Source organism: Sporomusa rhizae (assembly GCF_041428845.1).
Classification (GTDB): Bacteria; Bacillota; Negativicutes; order Sporomusales; family Sporomusaceae; genus Sporomusa; species Sporomusa rhizae.
Genome location: NZ_CP156925.1, coordinates 3,642,778 through 3,663,958 on the forward strand (window position 1 = coordinate 3,642,778; position 21,181 = coordinate 3,663,958).

General features: G+C 47.9%; 17 protein-coding genes. 2 read left to right on the forward strand and 15 right to left on the reverse strand.

The annotated features are described in order from the left end of the window. Positions 1-91 precede the first annotated feature (91 nt). The 12 genes from SRRS_RS17260 to yedE all read right to left on the reverse strand — a co-directional run bounded on the left by SRRS_RS17260 (position 92) and on the right by yedE (position 15,014). Positions 92-694 (reverse strand): dihydrofolate reductase family protein, encoded by a 603-nt coding sequence (locus SRRS_RS17260; protein ID WP_371362266.1) that lies wholly within the window; start codon positions 692-694, stop codon positions 92-94. Positions 695-718: 24 nt separating this feature from the next. Further along, positions 719-2,095, reverse strand: coding sequence for a 23S rRNA (uracil(1939)-C(5))-methyltransferase RlmD (gene rlmD / locus SRRS_RS17265; RefSeq protein ID WP_371362268.1), 1,377 nt, complete (start codon positions 2,093-2,095; stop codon positions 719-721). A 76-nt stretch (positions 2,096-2,171) separates the two neighbouring features. Continuing rightward, entirely contained in the window at positions 2,172-4,583 is a 2,412-nt protein-coding gene (locus tag SRRS_RS17270; RefSeq protein ID WP_371362269.1) for a Lon protease family protein, read from the reverse strand. A 290-nt stretch (positions 4,584-4,873) separates the two neighbouring features. Continuing rightward, entirely contained in the window at positions 4,874-5,548 is a 675-nt protein-coding gene (locus SRRS_RS17275; protein WP_371362271.1) for a lysostaphin resistance A-like protein, read from the reverse strand. A 138-nt stretch (positions 5,549-5,686) separates the two neighbouring features. Beyond that, the gene (gene gatB / locus SRRS_RS17280) at positions 5,687-7,129 is read right to left on the reverse strand and encodes an Asp-tRNA(Asn)/Glu-tRNA(Gln) amidotransferase subunit GatB (protein WP_371362272.1); all 1,443 of its coding nucleotides are present in this window, start codon (positions 7,127-7,129) and stop codon (positions 5,687-5,689) included. A 3-nt stretch (positions 7,130-7,132) separates the two neighbouring features. Further along, the gene (gatA, locus tag SRRS_RS17285) at positions 7,133-8,593 is read right to left on the reverse strand and encodes an Asp-tRNA(Asn)/Glu-tRNA(Gln) amidotransferase subunit GatA (RefSeq protein WP_371362274.1); all 1,461 of its coding nucleotides are present in this window, start codon (positions 8,591-8,593) and stop codon (positions 7,133-7,135) included. A 36-nt stretch (positions 8,594-8,629) separates the two neighbouring features. Beyond that, positions 8,630-8,920, reverse strand: a complete 291-nt coding sequence (gene gatC / locus SRRS_RS17290) for an Asp-tRNA(Asn)/Glu-tRNA(Gln) amidotransferase subunit GatC (protein ID WP_371362275.1) — start codon at positions 8,918-8,920, stop codon at positions 8,630-8,632. Positions 8,921-8,976: 56 nt separating this feature from the next. Further along, positions 8,977-11,007, reverse strand: a complete 2,031-nt coding sequence (gene ligA / locus SRRS_RS17295; RefSeq protein WP_371362277.1) for an NAD-dependent DNA ligase LigA — start codon at positions 11,005-11,007, stop codon at positions 8,977-8,979. A 24-nt stretch (positions 11,008-11,031) separates the two neighbouring features. Continuing rightward, the gene (gene pcrA / locus SRRS_RS17300) at positions 11,032-13,266 is read right to left on the reverse strand and encodes a DNA helicase PcrA (protein WP_371362279.1); all 2,235 of its coding nucleotides are present in this window, start codon (positions 13,264-13,266) and stop codon (positions 11,032-11,034) included. Between the two features lie 189 nt (positions 13,267-13,455). Next, positions 13,456-13,692, reverse strand: a complete 237-nt coding sequence (locus SRRS_RS17305; protein WP_371362280.1) for a DUF3343 domain-containing protein — start codon at positions 13,690-13,692, stop codon at positions 13,456-13,458. 38 nt (positions 13,693-13,730) lie between these two features. Beyond that, a complete protein-coding gene (locus SRRS_RS17310) occupies positions 13,731-13,937 on the reverse strand; it encodes a sulfurtransferase TusA family protein (RefSeq protein WP_371362281.1) in 207 nt (68 codons plus the stop codon). A 6-nt stretch (positions 13,938-13,943) separates the two neighbouring features. Then, positions 13,944-15,014 carry a YedE family putative selenium transporter gene (yedE, locus tag SRRS_RS17315; protein ID WP_371362282.1) on the reverse strand — a complete coding sequence of 357 codons (1,071 nt, stop codon included), beginning with the start codon at positions 15,012-15,014 and terminating at the stop codon, positions 13,944-13,946. Between the two features lie 159 nt (positions 15,015-15,173). Between yedE and SRRS_RS17320 the strand changes: the two genes are divergently transcribed. Beyond that, a complete protein-coding gene (locus SRRS_RS17320; RefSeq protein ID WP_371362283.1) occupies positions 15,174-16,079 on the forward strand; it encodes a LysR substrate-binding domain-containing protein in 906 nt (301 codons plus the stop codon). On the opposite strand, the gene SRRS_RS17325 is transcribed toward SRRS_RS17320, so the two are convergent. The 3 genes from SRRS_RS17325 to SRRS_RS17335 are packed head-to-tail and all read right to left on the reverse strand — an operon-like array spanning position 16,067 to position 19,752. Further along, positions 16,067-17,056 carry a diguanylate cyclase domain-containing protein gene (locus SRRS_RS17325; protein ID WP_371362284.1) on the reverse strand — a complete coding sequence of 330 codons (990 nt, stop codon included), beginning with the start codon at positions 17,054-17,056 and terminating at the stop codon, positions 16,067-16,069. The two genes, SRRS_RS17320 and SRRS_RS17325, sit on opposite strands and share 13 nt — an antisense overlap. 15 nt (positions 17,057-17,071) lie before the next feature. Then, a complete protein-coding gene (locus tag SRRS_RS17330) occupies positions 17,072-17,368 on the reverse strand; it encodes an Hpt domain-containing protein (protein WP_371362285.1) in 297 nt (98 codons plus the stop codon). Beyond that, complete coding sequence (locus tag SRRS_RS17335; RefSeq protein ID WP_371362286.1) at positions 17,365-19,752, reverse strand: ATP-binding protein; 2,388 nt, start codon at positions 19,750-19,752, stop codon at positions 17,365-17,367. Before SRRS_RS17335 ends, SRRS_RS17330 begins: the two co-directional genes overlap by 4 nt. Before the next feature lie 207 nt (positions 19,753-19,959). On the opposite strand from SRRS_RS17335, the gene SRRS_RS17340 reads away from it, so the two are divergent. Next, positions 19,960-21,147: a putative DNA modification/repair radical SAM protein gene (locus SRRS_RS17340; RefSeq protein WP_371362288.1), complete on the forward strand. Its 1,188-nt coding sequence runs from the start codon at positions 19,960-19,962 to the stop codon at positions 21,145-21,147. Positions 21,148-21,181: the final 34 nt, after the last annotated feature.

The following is a 21,181-nucleotide window of genomic DNA, read 5'->3' on the forward strand; positions in this document are numbered from 1 at the left end:
TCATCATTATTATACTCTCAACGTGTGTTTTGATAGAAGTGTGATAATGACTCGTTTAAGGATGTCGTCTCCGTTACTATGGTCTACCCACTTATCCACGAAGGAACTCGCTCTGATTTTCAACAATGCCATTGGATGGCTGATAACAGAGTTGTACAACGCCCGAGGAGAATCTTTTAACATTAGTAAGCTTAAGACCCACTCTCTGTTTTATGTCAACGAACAAAGGCTTTCCTGCTCCCAAGATGACAGGATGAACAGCTAATCTATATTCATCAACAAGTCCCAGGTTTACAAAAGTTGTTATAAGACTTGCGCCACCATAAAGCCAAATATCTTTACCAGGCTGATTTTTTAGTTTATTTACCTCTTCCTCAATATTATTATTTATTAGTTCTGCTTTACCATCCACTTTTGTTAGGGTTTTTGAGAATACATATTTCTTCTTGTTGTGAACTAACTCCCAAATTTCTTTTTCAGGATTAGAAACCTCGTTTCCTGGAGAGTACTGTCCCCACAAGTCATAGCTTTTTCGTCCGTATAGAATTGTATCAATATCATTTAGGAAATCACTAAAGCCCATATCTGGATCCATAATACACCAATCAACTTCTCCATTTGGACCTTCGATAAATCCGTCTAAAGTTACCGCTAAATCTAAAATTATTTTTCTATTGCTTGCGGGTTTCAACATAACATTACCCCTTCAATTATTCGATTAACTTAAAATCAACGCCACGCACTCAACGTGAAACGTCTGCGAAAACATATCCACAGGCTGTACTTCCTTCACCACATAACCCTTTTCTGCCAGCACAGCCAAATCCCGGGCCAGCGAAGCTGGATTACAAGACACATAAACAATCCGCTTAGGCTCCATATTCACAAAAGTCTCCAGTACCTTCTGCTCGCACCCCGCCCGCGGCGGGTCAACAACAATAACATCCGGCCTAATACCTTGCTTAAACAAGCGCGGCATTACCTGAACAGCGTCGCCAACCATAAATTCAACATTAGCCACATTGTTATTAACGGCATTCTTCCTCGCATCCAAAATCGCTGGCTCCACAATCTCTATGCCGTAAACTTTCTTAGCTTTTCGCGCCAGGAACAGGGTAATTGTCCCTGTCCCGCAGTAGGCGTCAATCACAGTTTCGCTGCCTGTCAGTCCGGCGTATTTTACGGCTTGATTGTATAAGACTTCGGCTTGGATGGTGTTTACCTGGAAGAAGGATCTGGCCGATATGGCGAAGCGGAATTCGCCCAGTTTGTCGGTGATGGTATCCTGTCCCCATAGGGTTACTGTTTTATTGCCCATTATGATATTAGTGCGCTTTGGGTTAATGTTTTGGACTAGGCTGACTAGGCCGGGGATTTTGTTTTTTAGCCGTTCGATAACCTGGTCTTGTTTGGGCAGGCGGTCGGTTGCTGTTACCAGGACTACCATGACTTCACCGGTTGCCGTGCCTACCCGCCCCAGGACATGACGAATAACCCCTTGTCCGGTATGTTCGTTGTAGGGTTCAATGCCCAATTCCGCAATAACCGTTCTAACTTCGCGGACGATAGCATTGTTGATTTGTTGCTGAATTAGGCAGTTATCGGTATCGACAATATCGTGGCTGCCTTGCGAGTAGCAGCCGACAACCACTTTGCCTTGCTGTAAGCCTACCGGGAATTGCATTTTGTTGCGGTAGTACCAGGGGTTATCCGCTCCCAGGGTGGGATGAACGGTAACGTCCGGCAGTTTGCCGATACGGGTAATGGCGTCAACAACCTGCTGGCGTTTGACGTTTAGCTGTTCCTCATAAGTTAAATGCTGCAATTGACAGCCGCCACATTGCTGATAAATGCTGCATTCGGGGGGTATCCGGTGCGGGGATGGGACCTCTATTTCTGTTATGTGGCCAACAGCATAATTTTTCTTGACTGTTGTTATTTGTGCTGTTATTTGTTCTCCGGGTAGAGCCCCCGGAACGAAGACGGTAAAGTCCTGATACCGTCCTACGCCTTCGCCGCTGTGGCCGAGACCGGTAATGGCTATATTATAGGTTTTACCGGCTTCCACCGGCGCTGTTACTTGCTGTTTTGACACGTGTTTCACCTTTTCCTGAAAACTTAATTAACCGAACTATGTTAAATAGAGGGCGGAGTTTCTCCGCCCTCTTTGCTTAGTCTTTCTTATCTTCTGCAGATTTGCCCAGCTTGATTAGAGTGTCGGTATATTCTTTGAGTTTCTGACTGACCAGAGCATTAATGGTACCTGCAGGGTAGGTGCCGTCAGAACTCATTTGTCCTGCCGGTTTGCCTGTGAGAATTTCAATCCCGTGATCAATTGTCTCAACCGGATAGATATGAAATTTTCCTTGTTTTACGGCCTCGATGACTTCGTCACTCAAGGCCAGGTTGCTGACATTTTGATGCGGGATCATAACCCCTTGCTTACCGGTTAATCCTTTTAGCTTGCAGACCGAAAAGAAGCCTTCGATTTTTTCGGTGGCGCCGCCGATCGGCTGAATCTCGCCTTTTTGGTTAACCGAACCGGTGACGGCAATCTGTTGTTGGATCGGCGCCTCAGACAAGCTTGATAAAATGGCATACAATTCGGTGCTGGAGGCGCTGTCGCCGTCAACTCCGTCATACAATTGTTCAAAGGTCAAGCTGGCGGTTAAGGTCAGCGGATGTTTCTGAGCATATTTTTGCCCAAGATAACCGCTTAAGATCAGTACGCCCTTGGTATGGCTGGTGCCGCTGGTTTTGGTCTCGCGTTCAATGTTGACTACCCCGCTTTTGCCGAGGTAAGTATTCGCGGTAATGCGGGATGGTTTGCCGAACATATACTCGCCGACCGACAATACGGCAAGCCCGTTGACCTGACCTACTTTTTCCCCTTCGGTATCGATTAACAGATGACCTTCGGCAAACATTTCCTGCAGGCGTTCTTCGTATTTATTGGAACGGTACCGTTTTTCTTCAATGGCTTTCTTAATATGCTGCGCGGTAACCAGCGGGCTGTTGTCCATGGTTGCCCAGACATCGGCTTCACACAGTATCTCGACAACATCATTGAAGCGGGTCGTCAGCTTGTTCTGGGAGCCGGTAAGGCGTGAACTGTATTCCACTACCCGGGCCACTGCCGACTTGTCAAAATGCTTGAGGTTTTCCCGCAGAGCGGTGGAGCTGATAAAACCAGCGAGTTTTTGAATATTCACCGGATTGTTTTCCATGACGACATCAAAATCGGCATGGGCTTTGAACAGTTTCCGGAAGTCTTCATCATAGTTGTATAAGAGTTGATAAATATAGGGATTACCAATAAGGACAACTTTTATATTGATGGGAATGGGCTGGGGTTTGAGAGAAGCCATGGCTAACACGCCATACTGTTCGCCCAGATTTTCGATCTGCAGTTTTTTGGTTTTGAGCACCCGTTTGAGCGCTTCCCAGGCTCCGACGTTCGTCAGCACATCGCGGGCATTTAAAATCAGGTAGCCGCCGTTGGCTTTGTGCAAAGCTCCCGGCTTAATCATGGTGTAGTCGGTGCTGACAACCCCCATGCGGGTTTCATATTCCGCCCTGCCCACTAAATTGTAGTACGTGGGATTAATTTCGACGATAACGGGAGCGCCTTGCACTTCCCGGTTATCTACTAATAGATTAACGGAATATTTATCTTTGGCATCCGGCGCAGGCCGTTTAAACAGCATAAGCGGATTGTTTTCTTCCTCGCTTTGCGGTTTAAACTCATTGATATTCTTGGATACATCCTGCTTGATAGCCTCTAAATAATCGACTACGGGCTGGTAGTCCTTATATTTTTCCTTAAGATCATCGATGACGTGACCGGCAGCAAATAAACCGATTTTGACATCCAGCTGTTTTAATTCTTCCCGGACGCTCCGCTCTAAGAGCTGAATACGCCGGACAACGTCCATTCCTTTTTCATGCACAGCCAGCATATTTTTTTCAATCGCGTCACGCTGTTCTTTATCAAGCTTCTGGAAGTCTTCGGGTCCTACGGCTTTGCCACCAACCATCGGCATACCGACAAAACCGGTGGAACTCCATTGCGGGGAAATGCCTTGCGACTCGGCATACTGGGTAAATTCATCGACCATAACCGAGCGTTGTTCCTGATATTGTTTTACCAATCCGGCCTTGGCCTGTTCATAGTCTTCACTGCTAAACACTTTGGGGATGTCTGTTTTCAGGTCTTCTACTAATTCCTGCATATCCTGTTTGAAAACATATCCCATACCGGAAGGTAAAGCCAAGGCAATCGGCTGCCCCGGTGTTTCTAAGTTATTTACATAGCACCAATCAGTAGGCGCTTCCTGCTGGGCAGCGACTTTTTTCACAGAGGCTTCGGCATAAGTAATTTTACCGGTGCCGACTAATCCCGAAATAAAGATGTTATAGCCGGGATTTTTGGTAAACAAGCCAAATTCCACTGCCTTGACCGCCCGTTCCTGGCCAATCATTACGTCAAGCGGTGGTAATGTTTCGGTAGTAGCAAAGTTAAAAACCTTCTCATCACAGGTGAAGCGGAGCTTTTCAATCGGCAATTCCTGACTTATCGTCATGAAAAAAGTCCTCCCTTTGTCTTCATCTCCTAAGCGCTACGCCGCAGACCGTGCCCATGAATTATTTTTTTGCTATCTGGGCCATGCAGACGGTAAGTTTACCACTAGCACGATGATTTGTTATACATTTGCAACATTGAGAATGGTTTTCGCACTCGGTCTTAGGACATGGGCAATTTACTTCAGGTTTCAAACAGCTTACAGCTTGTTGTTCAGACATTACGAAATCACTCCATCTATGTAGATTTTTCCACATAAATGTCATTCTACCGACCACTGGAAAATTCCTGCTACAAGAGCGGTACGCCTAAGTACATCATTACTATTTTACTTGTATTAATAAAAGAATGAGCCGTAATCGAAGTTACCAGCGATCCTGTCCAGAAATAGAGCAGCGCAAAGCCAATGCCGACAATAATCATTTCGACAAGCCAATAGGCGTTAAAGTGGAAAAGGGCAAAAATAGCGGCACTTACTAACGCTCCGCCCCATAGTCCCCATTTGTCTTTTAGCGGCAAAAAGGTAAACATCCTATACAGCATTTCTTCCGTGACCGGAGCAGCAATTCCCGCTAAAAACAGGGGGATAATTAACTGCTGCCAATGGACGGCGGCCTGTACCTGAGCTACGATCGGATGCTGGGTAGGTGCCACAAGCAGTACCGTGGTATATATGCGCTCACTGTACATGCTAAAAAATAGTAAGGCTGCCCCGCCGACCAAGCCTTTGGCAACATTGCCGCCCCAGTTATTCAGGGAAAAGCCCAACGCTGCCAAATCACCTTTCGTATTGCGGACTTTCCATACGACCAGCGCTAACACAATCAGGCGGTCAGTCACTTCAATAACAAAGGAATTGGCCTCGAAAAACAGGGGATACACCAGCCGGACAATAATGATTCCCACGGCAATGCGCAAAATATGGACAGACAATACGGCTTTCAAATCCCAGGTAGCTCTTAGCATAAATTTTGACCTCTTTTTTAGACGTATCAATACCATTATGTGCGTGCATACCCGCTTTCATGCACAAGAAAAACTTGGCTAAACGATGAAAAAACAGGACGCGGTTTTGTCCACGCCCTGTTTAAATCAAAACAGATATTAAAGTAACGCTAATTTTTCTTTTAAGAGTTTGTTTACAAGCTCAGGATTGGCACGGCCTTTGCTTTGTTTCATTACCTGACCGACCAGGAAGCCGATGGCTTTTTCTTTTCCTGCCTTGAAATCGGCAACAGATTGCGGATTAGCGGCAATTACACCCTCAACAATGGCGACAATGGCGCCTTCGTCGCTGATTTGTACCAGACCCTGTTCTTTAACAATGGTATCCGCATCTTTCCCGCTTTCCCACATGCCTTCAAACACTGTCTTGGCAATTTTACCGGAAATAGTGCCTTTGTCAATGAGCGCTATCAGCCCGGCCAACTGCGCTGGCGCAACCGGGCAGTCTTCGGCGGACTTATTAGCGGCATTAAGATGCTTGGACACTTCGCCCATCAGCCAGTTCGCTGCCGCTTTGGCCTCGGCTCCGGCTTTCACTGCGGCATCAAAATAGTCGGCCATAGCCCGGCTGGCAGTGATGGTTTCGGCATCATAGGAAGACAGGCCAATGTCAGCCATCAGTCTGGCTTTACGCGCGTCAGGCAATTCCGGCAGACTGGCACGGATGCTTTCGATTTTAGCCTCATCCGTCACAATCGGAACCAGTTCCGGTTCGGGGAAATAACGGTAGTCTTGCGCCTGTTCCTTGCTGCGCATGGATAAGGTTACGCCTCTGTTATCATCCCAGGAGCGAGTTTCCTGGATAACCCGGCCGCCTTCTTCCAGCACCTCGGTTTGCCGTTCTACTTCATACTCCAGGCCGCGTTGTACCGAACGGAAGGAGTTGAGGTTCTTGAGTTCGGCTTTCGTACCAAAGGGTTCGGTGCCGACAGGCCGCAGAGAGATGTTAGCATCGCAGCGCAGGCTGCCTTCTTCCATTTTGCAGTCAGAAACATCAATATATTGAAGAATGCTCTTCATCTTTTCCAGATAGGCTTTGGCCTCTTCCGGCGAGCGGAGATCAGGCTCGGACACAATCTCGATAAGCGGTACACCGGTACGATTGTAGTCAACCAGGGCGTACTCGCTGTTACTGATCGTGCCTGAGTGCACCAGCTTACCGGCGTCTTCTTCCATATGGACACGGGTAATCCCGATCCGTTTGGTTTCGCCGTTAACCTCAATATCCAGGTAGCCGTTTACAGCGATCGGCAGGTCATACTGTGAGGTCTGGTAGTTTTTCGGCAAATCGGGGTAGTAGTAGTTTTTACGGTCAAATTTGCTGAACGGCAGAATTTTGCAGTTGAGGGCCAGACCGGCGCGGATGGCAAATTCGACTACTTTTTCGTTAATGACAGGCAGTACACCCGGCAAGCCCAGGCATACCGGACAAACGTTGGTATTCTGATCAGAACCGAACCGGGTGCTGCAGCCGCAGAATATTTTCGATTGGGTTTTAAGTTCAGAGTGAACTTCAAGTCCAATAACTGTTTCGTATTTCATGGATTAAACCTCCCCTACCGGCGCAAAACGCGTATGATAGTCGTTGGCTTGTTCAAAGGCATACGCCGTCTGAATAATCGTTGCTTCGGCCAACGGTTTGCCAATAATCTGCATGCCGACAGGTAAGCCCTGAGCAAAGCCGCACGGGATGGAGATACCGGGCAGACCGGCAAGGTTCAGAGGAATTGTGCAAACGTCCTGCAGGTACATAGCCAGCGGGTCGCTGAGTTCGCCGATCTTGAACGCAGTTGTCGGTGCTGTCGGGGCGATAAGCACATCGACATCCTGGAAGACGTTATCAAAGTCTTGTTTAACCAATGTCCGGACTTGCAGAGCCTTGAGATAGTAGGCGTCATAATAGCCTGAGCTTAAAGCGTAGGTACCAAGCATAATGCGGCGTTTAACTTCGTCACCGAAGCCTTCGCTGCGGGTCTTTTTGTACATATCAATAATATCATTGCCGGGAGCGCGATGGCCAAAGCCTACGCCGTCATAGCGACCCAGGTTGGAGCTGGCTTCGGCAGGAGCAATGAGATAGTAGGCTGGTAAGGCATACTGGGTATGCGGCAAGGATACTTCCTTGACTTCTGCGCCCATAGCTTTAAGCTGGGCTACTGCCTTTTGAATGGCTTCCGCCACTTCAGGCTGAATGCCGGCGGCAAAGTATTCTTGGGGCAGGCCAATTTTCAGACCCTTGACATCTTTTACAAGCGCTTTGGTATAATCAGGCACTTGGGCATTAATCGAAGTGGAATCTTTGGCATCATGGCCGGCGATGGCGTTAAGAACCAGCGCGCAGTCGGTAACATCGCGGGTAAAGGGTCCGATTTGGTCGAGCGAGGAAGCATAAGCGACCAAGCCGTAACGGGACACACGGCCGTAGGTTGGTTTCAGACCGACGTTGCCGCAATAAGCGGCAGGCTGACGGATCGAGCCGCCGGTGTCAGAGCCCAGTGCCCAGATAGCTTGTCCGGCAGAAACAGCCGAAGCCGAGCCGCCACTGGAACCGCCGGGAACCCGGTCGGTATCCCAGGGGTTACGGGTAGCAAAAAAGCCGGAGTTCTCCGTCGAACCGCCCATGGCGAATTCGTCACAGTTGGTTTTACCTACAAGCACAAAATCATTAGCCGCCAGTTTTTCTACCACGGTGGCATCATAAGGCGGAACAAAGTTGGCAAGAATTTTAGACGCACAAGTTGTCTTAATGCCTTTGGTGCAAATATTATCTTTCAGAGCGCCAGGGATACCGGCGAGGGGTGCAATCGTTTCCCCCTTGGTAAGCTTGGCATCGACAGCAGCCGCCTGATTCAAGGCTTGTTCCCTGGTTTCAGTTATGTAGGAGTGAATCTTAGGTTCTACGGCGTCGGTGCGGGCAAAAGCCGTTTTGGCCAGTTCGACGGCCGAAATTTCTTTTTTCACCAGCATGTCATGCAGGGCATGGGCTGTATATTTAAATAAGTCCACTTCTTGACCTCCAATCGGTTACAACGTTTCTTCGGATTAGCCTTCCATTATCTTAGGCACTTTGAAATAGCCGTCTTCTGCTTCGGGAGCATTGGCAAGTGCCAGTTCCCGTGGCAGTGAAGGTTTGACTTCATCTGGCCGCATGACATTCTTGAGCGGGAGAACATGGGCAGTCGGCTCTACGCCTTTGGTATCAAGCTTATTTAACACATCCGCATATTCTAAAATTGCATTAAGCTGTACAGCATACGCATCCAGTTCCTCCGGCGTCATCTCTAGTCGCGACAACAACGCCACGTTTTCAACATCTTGGCGGGTTATTTTCATAGGGTTCACCTTCCTATAAGCAAAATGTGCCATTATTTTCAATAAAAATTATTATATCATGCCTCAGGCATTTGTACCAGCTTCCGGAACTCTTCTTCAGTCAATACGGGTACGCCCAGTTCATTCGCCTTATCCAGTTTGCTGCCGGCTTCTTCCCCGGCTACGACATAGCTGGTCTTTTTGCTGACAGAAGACGATACTTTACCGCCACAGGCGGCAATCAGGTTCTCGGCTTCCTTCCGCGGCATTGACAGGGTACCGGTAAGGACAAAGGTCTTGCCTGCCAGTTCCTGGCTTACCGGAGTTTGACGTTCTTCGGTCAATTTTACGCCAACGGCTTTAAGTTTTTCGATGTACGCCAGATTCTCCGGCTCGGCGAAATAGCTTGCTACGCTTTCGGCAATCTTAGGGCCGATTTCATCAATTGTTACCAGCTCTTCCACACCGGCTGCCGCCACGTTGTCGATGTCGCCGTACCGCTGGGCCAGAATCGCGGAGGCCTTGGCGCCGACATAGCGTATTCCCAGCCCGAACAGAGCCCGGGATAAACCTGCCTGTTTGCTGGCGGCAATCGCGTCAACCAGATTCTTGGCCGATTTTTCCCCCATGCGTTCCAGTGCGGCTAAGTCGTCTGGCTTGAGGGTGTATAGGTCGGCGGCGTCTTTGACCAAACCGGCATCAAGCAGGCTGGCAATAACAGCCGGGCCTAGTCCGTCAATATTCATAGCATCACGGGAAACAAAGTGGATCAGTCCTTCCCGCAGGAGTGCCGGACAACGAACGTTTACACATTTATAGGCTACTTCCCCTGATTCGCGCACGATCGGCTTGCCGCATTCGGGGCAGGTTGTCGGCATAATAAATGGCTGCGCGCTGTCTGTCCGCCGGTTGGTGACTACCGACACCACTTCGGGAATAATCTCTCCGGCCTTATGGACAATGACGGTGTCGCCAATGCGAATATCTTTTTCCTCAATAAAGTCGGCATTATGCAGTGTAGCCCGGCTGACAGTAGTACCGGCCAGTCTTACCGGACGCAGGATGGCAGTAGGGGTCAACACGCCGGTCCGTCCTACCCGCACAAAGATATCTTCAACAATAGTAGCTGCCTGCTCTGCCGGAAACTTATAGGCGATAGCCCAGCGCGGATCTTTGGCGGTGGAGCCTAACGCCCGCTGGCTTGACAGCTTGTTGACCTTGATAACCAGACCGTCAATATCATATGGCAGGTCAACGCGCTTTTCCGCCCAGCTTTCACAGTATTCGATTACTTCATCAATAGAGGTAAACAACCGGTAATTAGGGTTAATTTTAAAGCCCAGTTTTTGCAGCTTTTCCAGCATGGCGGAGTGGGTGGTTACTCCCAGCCCTTCTTCGGTACCTAACCCATGCATGAAAATATCCAGCGCCCGCTCTGCCGTAATTTTCGGGTCAAGCTGGCGAATCGAACCGGCGGCGGCGTTACGCGGATTCGCCATAAGCGGCTCTCCGGCCGCCTCCCGCAGTTTGTTAAGCCTGTCAAATTCGCGTCGGGGAAGATATACTTCGCCGCGGACTTCTAACAGCGGCGGCATGCCGTCAGTTTCATGCAGCACCAGCGGCACTGACCTGATAGTACGGATATTTGTCGAAACATCCTCGCCATAAGTGCCGTCCCCCCGGGTCGCACCCCGAACCATGCGGCCATTTTCGTAGACCAGATTCATGGCTAAACCATCGATTTTAAGTTCAACAACATATTCTACGTTGTCACTCTCTAGCCCGCTCCGCACCCTGGCGTCAAAGGCTTTCAACTCTGCACCGGAAAAAGTGTTACCTAAGCTCAGCATGGGGGTTAGATGGGCAACCCGCTCAAAGCCCTCCGCCGGTGCGCCTCCCACCCGCTGACTGGGTGAGTCCGGGGTAATCAGGGAAGGATAGGCTGTCTCAATGGCAATAAGCTGCCGTAGCAGCTTGTCAAATTCGCTGTCGGTAAGCTCAGGATCGTCAAGTACATAGTAGCGATGGCTGTGATAGTTAATCATTTTTCTTAGTTCTGCAATTTCCTGGGCGGCAGCCGTCAAGCTGTCCGGTATTGTGGTACTCATATCTATTAACCCCCGACGAGTAGATTAAACTCTGCTGATTGGCGCCATTTGGGCCAACAGCTTTTTTATACCTTCATTAGGAAACGCAATGCTGAGCTGCATATTATTGCCCGTGCCGGTAACGGCGACAATGGTGCCGGTACCCCATTTGGCGTGATATACCTTTTCTCCGGCTTTCCAGTTTGCGTTCTGTGGTTTGGCATTATTGGTATTTGGGATAGGATCTTTTAGTAAGGTCATTTGCGGCTTGAGAGCCGGTTTGGGCGGCATGGTAGCAGCACCAAACGGTCGGTTTTGCATTTGAACAGGAGCAGCATGACTGGGCCGGGCCGGCGCATACCGTTCCATAAGTTCCGGCGGAATTTCATCAAGGAACCGGGAGGGCGAATAGCAGACAATGTTACCGTAAATCATCCGCTGCCGGGCATTTGATATATAGAGTTTGCGCTCAGCCCGGGTAATGCCGACATAGCATAAGCGGCGTTCTTCCTCGATCTCCCGTTCGTCCATCAGTGTCCGGACATGGGGGAAAATGCCTTCTTCCAGCCCGGCTAAGAACACGATCGGGAATTCCAGGCCTTTGGCCGAGTGCAGTGTCATAACGGTAACCTGGTCGTCCCCGTCTTCGGCTTTGTCACTGTCGGTCAAGAGCGAGACACGGCTTAAGAAATCTTCCAGGCTGTTCTCGATTTCGGTTTCAGCAAACTTTTTGGCGTCACTAACCAATTCTTTGAGGTTTTCAATACGGTTGGGAGCCAGCGGATCGCTGTCGGCTTCCAGTTCCGCTAAATAACCCGAATCCCGCATGACTTTATCAACAAAATCGGCGATCGGCAGCGTGTTCTGGCAAGACATCAGGTTGAAAATCAGCTCAGCCAGCGCCTCCAACTGATGTTTAGCCCTGGAGGTGAGCCCTGGCACTAAATCAGGATTGGATACGGCGTCGAACAGCGGCACATCATTTTTTATCGAATATTCCTGCAGTCGTCCGATCGTAGTGTCACCGATTCCCCGGCGGGGCACGTTGATAATTCTGAGCAGGCTGATGGCATCAGACGGGTTAAATATAACTTTTATATAACCCATAATGTCTTTAATCTCTTTACGGTCATAGAACCGGAGACCGCCGACCATCGTGTACGGTATCGCCGCATTCCTGAGCCCTTCCTCAATAGCCCGGGACTGCGCATTCGTCCGGTAGAGGATGGCCATATCCTTGTACGGAGTCCGGTAGACCGTATTGAGTTTTACAATATTATCAGCAATATACCGGGCTTCATCCCGCTCATCCATGGCCAGATAGTGAGTTATCGTTTCCCCTGACTGGTTGTCGGTCCATAAGGATTTGGGTTTGCGGTTGCAGTTGTTCTCGATCACGGCATTCGCGGCATCAAGGATTGTCTGGGTGGAGCGATAGTTTTGCTCCAATTTGATAACTTTGGTATCCGGATAATCGGATTCAAAATCCAGGATATTTTGGATATCGGCGCCACGCCAGGCGTAGATGCTCTGATCAACGTCACCTACCACACAAATATTCCGGTATTTGGCGGCAAGAATCCGGGCCAGCCGGTATTGGGCGCGGTTGGTATCCTGATATTCGTCAATTAAAATGTAGTGAAACTTATCCTGGTATTTTTCCCGAACTGTGGCATTATATTCCAGGAGTTCAACCGCCAGCATTAAGAGGTCGTCAAAGTCCAGCGCGTTGTTGGTTTTAAGCTTTTGCTGATACAGCTTGTACACTTCAGCAACTCTCAGGTTATAAAAATTGTCGGCCTGCGAGGTAAATTCCCTTACATCCTGCAGGGCGTTCTTGGCGTTGGAGATAGTTGATTGAACACCATACGGCGTAAACTGCTTTTCGTCAAGATTGAGTTCCTTAAGGCAGGTCTTGATAATCGACTGGGAGTCACTGGCATCATAGATAACAAAATTCCGGGTATACCCGCCCAGGTTTTCTATTTCCATCCGCAGAAACTTAGCACAAAAAGCGTGGAAGGTACTCAGCCAAATATCCTTGGCCGTAAGACCAACAATGCCGGCCACCCGTTCCTTCATCTCGGCCGCCGCTTTATTGGTAAACGTAATCGCCAAAATATTATACGGCGCTACTCCCTGGGCTAAGAGATGAGCGATCCGGCTTGTTAGTACCTTGGTTTTACCTGAACCGGCTCCTGCCATGATTAACAGCGGTCCATTCATATGGGCAACAGCTTCCTGCTGAGACGGATTCAAACGGTCAAATATATTCTGCATAACGTCCTCCAATATTCAGTAGGGTCAAACATAAAGTAGACTTAGCCATTCTTAACTCCCGCTTGAAGAAGCGGGAGTCTTAGAGTGGCTTAGTCATCGGATATTTATTTTCTACATACTTTCCCCTTTTCCCTGTCGCAGTTGGAAGAAAAAAATAGAGCCTGCCGCGGCAGACTCTAAATCCGTGCCTTAATACGTTTGTACAAGTTTAACCCCTTTTTGCACCATGACTATCCCTTTCGCCCCCAGGAATTCTACGGCTTTATCCACATCAGCTTCATTAACCTTAGCGGCTAATCCCTCACAAGAACCGCTTAGTTCCCGTGGTATAGGTATAAGCTCCGTAATAATGCCTTGTTCCTTTAGTAACTTTTTTGCCCGGAAAGCATGATAGACTGAGGGAAAAGTAATTACACAACTTGCCATCTTCCAACCCTTTCGCATACCGGCATCGTATATTGCAATTATTTGGAGATGTTAATAGTATATTCACCGCCGGCCTCAGAACATTCAACCTGGAAATTCTGTGACCTGGCAAATTTAATAATATTCTCCTTAGCCGGTGGCTCGTCAACTAAAACAGTAATAGCAGCCGAATCGTTCAAAGCATCTTTGGTCTTTATCAGCGGAATCGGACAGCTTAAACCTCTTAAATCAAGTACATTCGCCATATCTTATCAAACTCCTTTGCTTACAAATGCAAGTTTTTCCCGGCAGGCCAAGCCAATACCGGCCACTAAAACAATGCTGATCAGTACAGCCACTTGTCCGTTGATACTGACACCGGCTGGCGAACCGGCGAGATTCAGGTTGTGAGCAATACCGGCGCCGGCTAACATGCCTAATACACAAACCATGGCATCTGTGCTGCCTTCACCCGACATAATCAATTGTCTTAGCGGACAACCACCGGCCAGCGTAGCGGCTAAGCCGACCAGAAACAAGCTGAGGAAATTCCAAACATGCATGGTATGGGCAAGCGGTTGATTTTCAAAGCCTAGCTTAAAGAAGCCGAAATACATATTGCCGGCCATAGCGGCCAGGAACATAACGGCATATATTTTGAGCAGCGAGGTATCTCCTACCAGGATAAAGTCACGAAAACCGCCGCTCAAGCACATGCGTGTCCGCCAGGCCAAAGCGCCTGCGGCCAGACCGGCAATCAAGCTTATCGCTATCGGAGCATGCATGGAACCGGGGCCTTTGGCACTGAAGTTCAAGAAACCTGCGCCGATGCTTACAGCAATAAGCAGTACTATCGCGGCGGCTATGGCCAAATACCCGGTATAGCGGGCCCCCTCGGTATGTACGTGTGACCGTCCTAAGTTAAAACCGCGTTTCAGGAACATGATGCCTGCACCGATTCCGGCAACAAAGCCAACCAATGCGGTAATACCGTTAAGGTCACCGCCTGCTACCCGTAAAATTGCCCTGAGCGGACATCCCAAAAACACGAGTGCACCAATCATCATTGCCATACCCAGTATAAATCGAATCAGCGGGTTAGAACCACCGCGCGCTTTAAATTCGCCAGTAACCTGAGACAGACTAAAAGCGCCGATAACAAAACCCAGGATTTCCGGCCTGACATACTGTAAAGTGGCTGCACTGTGAATGCCGAGCGCCCCGGCAATATCTCTGAGCTGGCAAGCCGCGCAAAAACCATAGTTCCCCGGATTGCCGAATTTCACCAGGATAACTGCACCAAGACCGAACACAATGCCTGTAAGAATTAATAACCAATTCACCTTATCACCTTCATATAAAATATTTTTAGTTCGTATATAATTATTATATATCAAATAAATTAATCCTGCTTATTTTGCCATTCGACAGGAAATTTACTGTAGTACACGAAATACGTATATACTATTGTTATAATTTCACTAATGTCATGAGGTGAAACCATGTCCTATATTCAATCGCTAACAGTATTTATGCATGTTGCTGAAGAAGGCAGTTTTTCAGCCGCTGCAAAAAAGCTGGAGTTAACACAGCCTACGGTCTCCTTCCATATTGATAACCTGGAAAAAAATTTTGGATGTCCGCTGTTTACACGAACATCCAAAGGAGTTTTGCTAACAATATATGGCGACAAATTATACGAAACAACCCGCACAATTAATGATTTAGTGGCCAGCACCCACAATGAAATTCAGGCCATGGTTCAAGGCTCAGCCGGAAAAATACTGCTTGGCGCCAGCACCATTCCCGCTGATTACATACTGCCACAACTGCTGGCCGGGTTTATTAAGGAGCATAACGGGTTAACCTTCTCCCTGATAACCGGTGATAGTCTCACTATCTTAGAAAAGGTTAACCGTGGCGAAATTCCCATTGCCGTAGTTGGCACCAAACCGGATACCAATGATACTAATCTTAAGAGCCAACCGTTATGGACAGATAATCTCGTCCTGGTGGCCCATCCTGATTTTTCTGCGACTGTTCAGGACCGTCCGGCTCAGGAATGGTTACGCGCAGTGCCCTTTATTCTACGAAAAAAATCGTCCGGTACGGCAAGTTCGGCTCTCCAGGCACTCAGCCGGTTCGGCATTGGTGCCGACGAACTTACCGTCGTTATGGAAGCAGGCAGCAATCAGGCTGTTAAAGCAGCCATTTTAGGGAAAATCGGGGTCGGTTTTATTTCTGCCTGGGCAGTGGAAAGCGAACTAAAATCAGGGCGGCTTATCACCCTGCCATTACCTGAACCGGTTATTGAGCGCCAGTTTTATGCTATCAGCCGTCAGCCGCTGCGTCCGACGTGTCTGGAACTATTCTGGCAGTATCTAATCAACCGGCCTTACCCAGCCTGAAAGACTTTGATTTGATTACGGCCACTATGTTTGGCCTCATAGAGAGCTTTATCCGCCTGCGCAATTAGCTCCTGTGGTTTCCCGTTTAACGCAGCCTGTCCGCTGGATACTCCGATACTTACCGTCACATGGTCAGCTACTTGGGATGCGCTATGGGGAATATTGCATTTTTCAACAGCCCTAAGAATAGTACGGGCAACACTGATTGCACCGTCCAAGCCTGTTTCCGGCAAAATTATGACGAACTCTTCGCCGCCATAACGGGCGATTAAATCACCGGGCCGCTCTAATACCCGGCCTGCCGCGGCGGCTAACTTTTTCAAACATTCGTCGCCTTCCTGATGGCCATAGGTATCATTATAGTATTTAAAAAAATCGATATCCAAAAACAAAACAGACAGTTCATAACCCGACTTAACCGCCCGCCGCCATTCAATATCATAGATATAATCAAAATGCCGCCTGTTCGCAATGCCGGTTAACCCGTCCAGCGAAGACAGGCGGCTTAACTCTTTATTGGCCTTTTCCAATTTTGCCAGTACTTTGACCAATTCAGCTTCCCGGGCTTTACGCCGGTCAATTTCGCTTTTAATTTTTAGCGCCGAATAAACTCTTGCTTTTAGCTCCAGCTGTTTTACCGGCTTGGTAATAAAATCCATAGCCCCCGCGGCGAAGGCTCTGTCCAGTGTCTTAACGTTATCATTGCCGGTGATTACAATTACCGGTATGTCTTTAAAAGATTCGTGCGATTTTAACTTCAAGCAAGCCTCTATACCGTCTATATCCGGCATAATCACATCCATAATAATTAAGTCAACTTGAGATGTAATCTGCGTTGGTTGGTTCATCCCCAGTAATAGAAAGGCTTCGGTTGCCGTGCCCGCAGTGACAATATCAGCAAAGCCGTTTTTCTCTAGCAGCCGTTTTATCAAATTCCTGCTGTCTGGTGAATCATCTACAATTAAGATTGCCATCATTACACCTCCGCCTTGTCACTCAAACTTTATTTCAATAACCGCCAGATAGTCTTTCATGGCTTGCACCAATTCCCGTGCCGGGGCTGCTTCCTGTCGTTTTCCCGCTAATTCAAGGGCCGCTCCCAATTCGGTTAGTTGATCAAATCCATAGCCACCACCAATTCCCTTCAGCGTATGCCCTATAATTCTTATTGTTTCATAATCATTAGTCTGGATCGCTGTCAAGACCGCCGCAATATCTTCCTGGCGTTTGGCTAAAAAACCGGGAATCAAATCCTCAAGATCACTATCAACAACAACTACCTGTTTCACGCCATATCCCTCCTCGCATATTGCGCTATAGCTTCTAACAGCACCTTCTTTTTTATCGGTTTGACAAGGTGGGCGTCACAACCTGTAGCCCGGGTTTTTGTCGCATCATCCTGCAATGCATACGCTGTCAAGGCAACAATGGGTGTCCGTTGTAATTGCTGGAGACGTTCCCAATCACGGATAGACTGTGTAGCCTGATATCCATCCATTACCGGCATCTGCATATCCATTAAAATCAAATCATACTTGCTGCGTTTGAACTTTTCCACCGCAACCTCGCCATTAACAGCTACATCCACCTGATGTGGAGTCTTTTTAAGATATGATTCGACCAAGAGTATATTATCGTCCGAATCCTCAACCAATAGAATTTTCAAAGAGTCCGGCTCACTGGCGGCAACTGTCTCTTTTCCTTCGCGGCTGTTATATTCATTACCATGTAAGCCCTGAGTGGCCGGCGTATCTAAGCAGGCAGGATCGTCGCCTAAAGCAAATACAGCCGTAAAATAAAAGGTACTTCCTTTGCCCAAGGTACTTTTTACCCAGATATGGCCTCCCATAAGTTCAGACAAATGTTTGGCAATAGCTAATCCCAGGCCTGTGCCGCCATATTTGCGAGTTCCGGAAGAATCGACCTGCGTAAACCGTTCAAAAATATGTTCAAGCATATCCTGGGGAATCCCAATCCCGGTATCTCTAGTAGTAAATAACAAAACTACCGTGTTATCCTGATTTTGTGCAAGCATTTTAATTTCCAGGGCTACTTCGCCAAGCTCGGTAAACTTTACGGCATTGCCCACCAGGTTAAGGATTATCTGGCGCAGCCGGGCCGGGTCTCCCACCAGGCCGACAGGTGTACCCGTTGTTATATGGTGGCTGATTTCCACACCTTTTTCGTGAGCCTTAAGCGCTAACACTTCCATCGTCTGTTCTATGAAAACACGTAAGTCAAAATACGATTGTTCAAGGGTCAACTGACCAGCTTCAACTTTGGACAGATCCAGAATGTCATTCACAATATTAAGCAGATTTTCACCCGCCAGCCGGGAAACACCTACATACTTCTTCTGTTCGGGTGTCAGGTTCGTTTCCCACAACAACTCCCCCATACCCAGGATAGCATTAAGCGGGGTACGAATCTCATGGCTCATGTTAGCCAAAAACTGTGATTTGGCAACAGACGCTTCCAGGGCCGCATCGCGTGTTTCTATCAACGCTTTATTAACACTGTTCAGGTTTTCAGTTTTATTACTAATGTTCTCCGCCATATAATTAAAAACATTGCATAAATGTTTGATTTCTTCTACCGAAAGATCAATAAGCTGACGATCAATGCGATAGCTGTAATCGCCGCCCTGCATCGCACTGGCACCATCTATCAACCTTCTGATCGGTACCTCCAGCCTGTTGGCCAGTATCATGGATAAAGGCAGTGAAATCAGCACCACCAGCAGGAAACATAGTAACATGATACTGATCTGCCGATAAAACGGCTCTAATACTTCACTCTCGTGAACCTCTCCGACGATAATCCAGTTACGGCATTCCATCCAGCTATAAGCTCCAATTACTTTGTTGCCGCGATAATTGACATAGGATGCGTGGCCGGACAGCCCTTTACTCGCCATACGGTAGGCTTCTGTATTCATTTGTAAATGTAACCTGGCAGTATCTTCTATAACACCGTCTTTTTTCAATTCATCCCTAAATCGCGATTCAGTTATCATGAATCCGTCCTGGTTAAGCAAATAAGTTTCGACGGTCTGGCCAAAACGAAACTGACGCATAAATTTATCAATTGTAGTAAGTTTAACCGTCCCGACTACCAGGCCTTTAAATTCACATTCATCACTGTAAACCGGAACCGAAAATAAAAGTACAGGCTGATTGCTCGCGGCCCCCCGCCCAATCAGCACCTCTGATATATATTCTTTCCCTTCTTTAGCCGCCCTGTAATATAGCCGGTCAGATACATCGATGCCCGGAGCAGCTAAGGGATCGGCTACGGTTATGCCGTCTTTATTTACCAGCGTCACGGTGAAAAATTCGCTCTGGTTCATCAAAAACTGGCTAATCCTTTTGTTAACAGCGGTAACATCCTCTATATCGCTTCTGATACCAGGCCAAGTGGCCATATCCCGGATTGCGGATGCCCGTTCGTCAAACCAGGTGTCTATTGTCAGATGCTGCATAGCAATCATCATCTGCAGTTTATTACTATTTTCCCGTTTGGTATTCTCCAGTTCATAATAAGTAAAAATAAGCATTAGACTTATACTGGGCAAAAGCACCAGCATAAATCCCCAGAATCTTAGCTGTGACTTGAGCGTATTCAGGTTTAATAAGGTGTTGGTAAAAGTAAAAAAACGGGTAAGCACCTGCATACCAAGCCCTCCACACAAATATTACCATTTGTTTCGACACAATCCGCCCTTGTTCCTGCCTTTTATAACCATAATATGACATTATATAACAAGAACATATGTTTGCAAAACATATGTTCTTGTTATATAATTTTTATAGCTTTATTTTTAGGGTAAACATTGAGTTTAACTGTCCGTTAAGCTACAATACAATGGTGGTGAAATACCATGAGGACATTGAGTCCTTTAGACAAATTAAAAATATTGGGCGAAGGTGCAAAGTATGATGTATGCGCTTCCACGGCTACCCGGGTACAAAAACCGGGAAAATGGAATATTGGCGCTGCCTCACCCAGTGGAGTATGCCATTCTTTTACGCCTGATGGCCGCTGTATTTCGTTATTTAAGGTTCTTTTAACCAATTATTGCGTGAAGGACTGTGCGTATTGTCCTAACCGTGCTGACCGCGATGTTGCCCGTACCAAATTTGCGCCTGCGGAATTGGCCGGTTTGTTTATGGACTTTTACCGGCGCAACTATGTGGAAGGCCTGTTTTTAAGTTCCGGGGTCTCCCACTCTACCAGCCGAACTATGAGCGAAATGCTCCAAGTCGCGGAAATTCTCCGCAGTCAGTATAAGTTTGGCGGCTATATACATCTGAAAATTTTGCCCGGAGCGACTGATGTCGATGTCGCTGCCGCTATGGGTTTCGCCAATAGAGTTTCGTTAAATATGGAAGCCCCCAGCGCCGTCCATCTGGCAAAACTCAGCCAAACCAAAAATTTTGCCGGTGAAATTCTGGACGGCATGGCCAAAATACATAAACACTTACACAATCAGCCGGGGGTCAGCCACTCTACTCAATATATTGTCGGGGCGGCCCAGGAAGCGGATCGCGATATCCTGCAGTCGGTAACAAACCTGTATAGTCAGTATAATCTAAAACGCGCGTATTTTAGCGCTTTCCAGCCTGTAGACGGAACACCGCTGGCCACAATAGGCCAGACTCCGCTGATTCGTGAAAACCGTTTATATCAGTCTGACTTTTTACTGCGCAACTATGGCTTTCGTTATCATGATTTGATTTTTAGCCATGACGGAAACCTTGATCCGGAATTGGATCCCAAACTGGCGTACGCACTCCATCATCCGGAAATCTTCCCGCTGGAAATAAACAAGGCTTCTTATAACCAACTGCTGAAAGTACCCGGTCTTGGCCCGCGTTCGGCAACTAAAATTGTCCGGGTGCGGCGTGAGTACCGTTTCAGCCAGCCGGCGGAATTAAAAAACGCCGGTATTGTACTAAAGCGGGCACTATCGTTCATTACTATTGATGGCCGGTTTTATGGCGATAAAGCCAAGCTTACCAAGCCCTGCCGGCAAAACTATACCCAACTCACTTTATCCTGGAACTAACTCGCTCTAAGACTCCCATCTTCAACAAATGGGA

Bases quoted from the DNA above. Each gene is read 5' to 3' on its own strand.
- SRRS_RS17260 (WP_371362266.1), bottom strand. From the start codon at position 694: ATGTTGAAACCCGCAAGCAATAGAAAAATAATTTTAGATTTAGCGGTA.
- SRRS_RS17270 (WP_371362269.1), bottom strand. From the start codon at position 4,583: ATGACGATAAGTCAGGAATTGCCGATTGAAAAGCTCCGCTTCACCTGT.
- SRRS_RS17275 (WP_371362271.1), bottom strand. From the start codon at position 5,548: ATGCTAAGAGCTACCTGGGATTTGAAAGCCGTATTGTCTGTCCATATT.
- gatB (WP_371362272.1), bottom strand. From the start codon at position 7,129: ATGAAATACGAAACAGTTATTGGACTTGAAGTTCACTCTGAACTTAAA.
- gatC (WP_371362275.1), bottom strand. From the start codon at position 8,920: ATGAAAATAACCCGCCAAGATGTTGAAAACGTGGCGTTGTTGTCGCGA.
- ligA (WP_371362277.1), bottom strand. From the start codon at position 11,007: ATGAGTACCACAATACCGGACAGCTTGACGGCTGCCGCCCAGGAAATT.
- pcrA (WP_371362279.1), bottom strand. From the start codon at position 13,266: ATGCAGAATATATTTGACCGTTTGAATCCGTCTCAGCAGGAAGCTGTT.
- SRRS_RS17305 (WP_371362280.1), bottom strand. From the start codon at position 13,692: ATGGCAAGTTGTGTAATTACTTTTCCCTCAGTCTATCATGCTTTCCGG.
- SRRS_RS17310 (WP_371362281.1), bottom strand. From the start codon at position 13,937: ATGGCGAATGTACTTGATTTAAGAGGTTTAAGCTGTCCGATTCCGCTG.
- SRRS_RS17320 (WP_371362283.1), top strand. From the start codon at position 15,174: ATGTCCTATATTCAATCGCTAACAGTATTTATGCATGTTGCTGAAGAA.
- SRRS_RS17325 (WP_371362284.1), bottom strand. From the start codon at position 17,056: ATGATGGCAATCTTAATTGTAGATGATTCACCAGACAGCAGGAATTTG.
- SRRS_RS17335 (WP_371362286.1), bottom strand. From the start codon at position 19,752: ATGCAGGTGCTTACCCGTTTTTTTACTTTTACCAACACCTTATTAAAC.
- SRRS_RS17340 (WP_371362288.1), top strand. From the start codon at position 19,960: ATGAGGACATTGAGTCCTTTAGACAAATTAAAAATATTGGGCGAAGGT.